Annotated in this window: 2 protein-coding genes and 2 pseudogenes; 3 read left to right on the top strand and 1 reads right to left on the bottom strand. The window is 69.9% G+C overall.

Going from position 1 to position 3937, the window contains the following annotated elements:
- A pseudogene (locus HMPREF0975_RS16370) lies at positions 1-1404 on the top strand (hypothetical protein); the annotation flags it as partial.
- 216 nt (positions 1405-1620) lie between these two features.
- Positions 1621-2361 (top strand): CDP-alcohol phosphatidyltransferase family protein, encoded by a 741-nt coding sequence (locus tag HMPREF0975_RS13505; protein ID WP_009234769.1) that lies wholly within the window; start codon positions 1621-1623, stop codon positions 2359-2361.
- Between the two features lie 115 nt (positions 2362-2476).
- Here the strand turns inward: HMPREF0975_RS13505 and HMPREF0975_RS13500 are convergent, their stop codons facing one another.
- A complete protein-coding gene (locus HMPREF0975_RS13500; protein WP_049939978.1) occupies positions 2477-3481 on the bottom strand; it encodes a hypothetical protein in 1005 nt (334 codons plus the stop codon).
- Between the two features lie 169 nt (positions 3482-3650).
- Between HMPREF0975_RS13500 and HMPREF0975_RS16365 the strand changes: the two are divergent.
- Positions 3651-3937, top strand: a pseudogene (locus HMPREF0975_RS16365) (TIGR01777 family oxidoreductase); the annotation flags it as partial.

The following is a 3937-nucleotide window of genomic DNA, read 5'->3' as shown; positions in this document are numbered from 1 at the left end:
TTCCCCGTCGATCAGAGCCTCGTGGACGGCGAGGTGACTGCGCCGGCCGTCTCGACGCCGTCGATGGTCGAGGCAGCCGCTGCTCCCGTCACGGCGCCCGCTGCGGACGAGCGCCCCGCCCAGGAGCCCGAGGATGTCCAGCAGAAGCAGACCGAGGAGGCATCGGCGCACAGCCCCGCCACGGGCGAGCGCCCCGCCCAGGAGCCCGAGGACGTCGTCAAGATGCCCGCCGTCCCGGGGACTCGGACGAGCTCGGCCAACGCGCTAAGGGCCCGACACGTGGCCGACACCTCCCAGACCCCGGCCGATCCGGGCACCGGAGCGGCTGTCGAACGAACTGGTGAGGCGGCCACTGAGGCGACTTCCGAGGGAGGCATCGATACCGTCTCCACTCCTGCCTCACCGCCCCGGGCGGCGCAGTCCTCCGGGATGGCCGAGTCGGCGTACGAGCCGGTGGTGGTCCCCGCCGTCGAGCACGCCGGTGGTGAGCCCGTGGCCGCACCCACCGGTGAGACTGTCGCTCATCCCGAGGGGCCCGAACCGGCCCGGGCCGATGCCCCCGAGCAGCAGCCGATCGCCGCCTCCGGCGAGGCCTGGGAACATGTGGCGGTCTCCGCGCGGACCCCGGTGGACGCCGCGGGTCACGACGGCCAGCAGACGGACTCGACCCCCTCCGGGGAGCCCGTTGAGCCTGCGAAGGCGGAGATCCCCTGGTACGCAGCCTCCGTCGAGGGCGCGGTGCCGCCCGCCGCGGACGCACAGGACACGGCGGAGACGGTTCACATGGCCGATGTGCCCTCTGCGGAGGCCCAGGGCGCCTCCGCTTCCGAGCCCATCTCCGCGCCGACCGACTCGACGCCCGAGGACTCCCCCGAGGATGGTGCCGCCCAGGGCGCTTCCGCCGAGCAGCCCGCCGTGGAGCACTCCGAACCCGCCGCGGAGCATTCCGAACCCGCCGAGCATCCCGGCGAGGCGGTCGACGGCTCCGCCGGGCGCGACTCCGAAGAGGCGCCCGACGAGGAACCGGCCCCGGCCCCCTGGGGGAATGAGGAGCTGCGCCGTCAGATTTACACCGAGGTCCAGGAGTTCGTCGCCGCCATCGCGCGCCGTGACGTCAACGAGCTGGCGAGCCGCTACGGGATCGCCGGACACGACCTGGCCGGCCTCGATGAGCAGCTGGCCAGTCTTTCCGTCCCCGCCTCCGACCTGGCCCTCTACCCGGTGGAGCAGGCCGATGACTATATCGATGGCCACCACCGCCTGGGCCTGAGCGAGCTGGAGGGCGGCGGCGTCGTCATCGCCAGTGAGTTGTGGGCCCACGGCGCGGCCACCGGAGCACGGCTCGTCGCACACTGGAACCCCATGGGGATCTACCCCTTCGACTTCCGCCACGTGAGCATGTGAGTCATCTCCTGTGAGTGCCCGCGGGCGCGTAGCGGCCAGGTGTCCCCGTACCAGCAGGTGCGGGGACACACCGTTTCGGGGGCGAGGGCGTGCCCAAATTGGGGCGCTCGGAGGCTCATACGCGTTTATGGAGAGAACGACCCGTGCGAATATGTGATCGGGCTGTGAACCGCATAGACTTCCCGTCGTCAGTTCATCCACTGAGAGGGGACATTTGTGTCGACGGCGCAGTACCCGGCACGGGCCCGTGTCGCCGCCTGGGCAGTACACATCTTGACCATGTCGGGACTGGTGTGGGCCAGCCTGGCCATGTTGGCCACCATCAACCCCCGCAGGGAGTTCACCTGGATGTGGTTCTGGCTCCTCGTCGCCCTGGTCGTCGACGGCGTGGACGGAACTTTGGCCCGGCGCGCCAAGGTCTCTGAGATCATCCCCTGGTTCGACGGCGGCATCGTGGATATCGTCGTCGACTACCTCACCTGGACTTTCATCCCGGCGGTCTTCATGTACGTGGCCCTGCCGATGGGGCCCAGGCCGGTGGCGGGCCTGCTCATGGCACTCATCCTGAGCTCGTCGATGTTCTGCTACGCCAACAAGCAGTGGAAGTCCACCGACTACTACTTCGTGGGTTTCCCGGCGGCCTGGAACATCGTGGCCCTTATGTTCTACGTCCTGAGCACGCCGGCGGTTTTCAACATCGTCGTCACTCTCATCTTCGTGGTGCTCACCCTCGTCCCCACCCACTACGCGCACCCGGCGCGAGTCAAGCGCTTCCGCGCCCTCAATATTGGCGCGGTGGCGGTGTGGTTCCTGGCCACCTGCTGGCTCGTGGCGATCCACCCCCACCGGCCCCTCGGTCTGGTCGCCGTTGTCATCGTTTCCGGCGGGTGGTTTCTGCTCGCCGGGCTCCTGCGATCGATCCGCGGTGCGGAGTCGGCCACGGCACCGACCGCATAGCCATCCGGTTGCGCCTCCTGGTGGCAAAGGCTCACCAGTCGGCAACAATCCGCACAGCGGCCACTTGACCATCAGGCGGGTGGCCGCTTCGTTGTATCCGCGGGCAGCGCGGTCCTCAGCCGGTCTGGGAGGCGCGTAGGCCCCTGGCCACGGCCACGTCCCGCAGCCAGTGCCCGCCCTCGAGCAGGAAGGTGGCCAGTACCAGGCCGATGACCACCATGATGACCCAGCCGGGGTAGTGGTTGCCGTCGCCGTGGCTGCCCGCGAAGAAGAAGTACACGTAAGGCAACACGAAGGTGATGAGGGTGACGAGGAAGCCGGCAAAACGGATGCGGCGGCGCCGGCCCGCGACCATTGCGATGATGCCCCATGCGTAGGGCACTGCGGTGACAATGTCGATGGTCCACAGCACCCAGAGGTTTCCGCGGAAGCCGGGGGCGTAGACGGCCGGCAGCGCCCGCAGTGAGGAGTAGATGAACACGGCCGCGTAGGCGAGGAAGCGCGGGTTGTGCAGGAGCCGAACAATACCGGAGCGCGGCACCAGGTCCACCTCCGCCTCGTGCAGGGCGGCCAGGGTGTGCCGCGAGACCCGCAGCGGGTCGGTGCCCTCCAGGACGGTGCGCAGGTAGCCGATCTGCTCAGGCGTCCCGGTGGCCCACCCGTCCAGCAGGCGTCGCGGGCTCACGGCGACGACAGCGCGCTCGCCCGCTGGGGCGGACTCGTCGGCGAGATCGTCTCCTCTGGCCCCCGCGGACTCGTCCAGCGAAGCGATGTGGACGAGCGTCTCGCCCAGAACCGCCCGCAGCCGCTCCAGCTGCTCCGGGCTCACCTCGCTCAGCCACAGGCGCTGCCCGTGCTCAACGGCCAGCGACAGCGCGTGCCCCAGTGCCCAGCCGCGTTCGTCGGGGGTCAGCAGCTCCTCGGGGCTGGAGACGCGGGCGAGCTCGGGGACCTCTGCGACGTTGAAACGTGTCAGGTCTCCGACTCGATCGACGGCGGCCACCGTTCGCAGGATCTCGGGGTCTAGGACATGGCGTTGGGCTATGGGAAGCTCGATGACGGAGCGCAGAGCCAGCAGGTCCATCACGGAGGAGCGGGAGGCGGGGGCGTGTTCGAGCATTGAGGCGAGCCTAAAGGAGTGGGCGCGAATCTTGCGCATTCTACGGCCTGACGCGGCTCACTCCTCACCCAGGGGGAGTGGTCCTTCCTCCTGCCCCCGGCGCTGGCGCCAGGGGCGCAGACGAGGCCGGGCGGGCCCAAGGGGCGGCCGAGGGCCTAGGGTGGGGTCAATGGGCACTCACGCGATCCCCTCAGCACCGCCCGGCCGCCGCAGCGGCCCGGGGCTGCTCGTCGTGGCCGGCGCGGGCCTCATCGGCTCCCGCCTGGCGGATATGGCCCGGGACAGTGGCTGGAGGATCCGGATCCTCCACCGCAGCGGACCGGGCAAGGCATCGCGGGAGGGCATCGAGATTGATGCCTCCGGCAGAGAGCACGCCTGGTGGGCCCCCGTCGAGCGCATCCTGGCGCCCGGCGCCCTGGAGGGGGCCAGAGCCGTGGTGTGTCTGTCAAGCGCCCC

The sequence above is a fragment of the Actinomyces sp. oral taxon 849 str. F0330 genome (genome assembly GCF_000239715.1).
Taxonomy (GTDB): domain Bacteria; phylum Actinomycetota; class Actinomycetes; order Actinomycetales; family Actinomycetaceae; genus Actinomyces; species Actinomyces johnsonii.
Note: the sequence above shows the minus strand (reverse complement) of the source record. Positions and strands in the feature narration are given on the sequence as shown.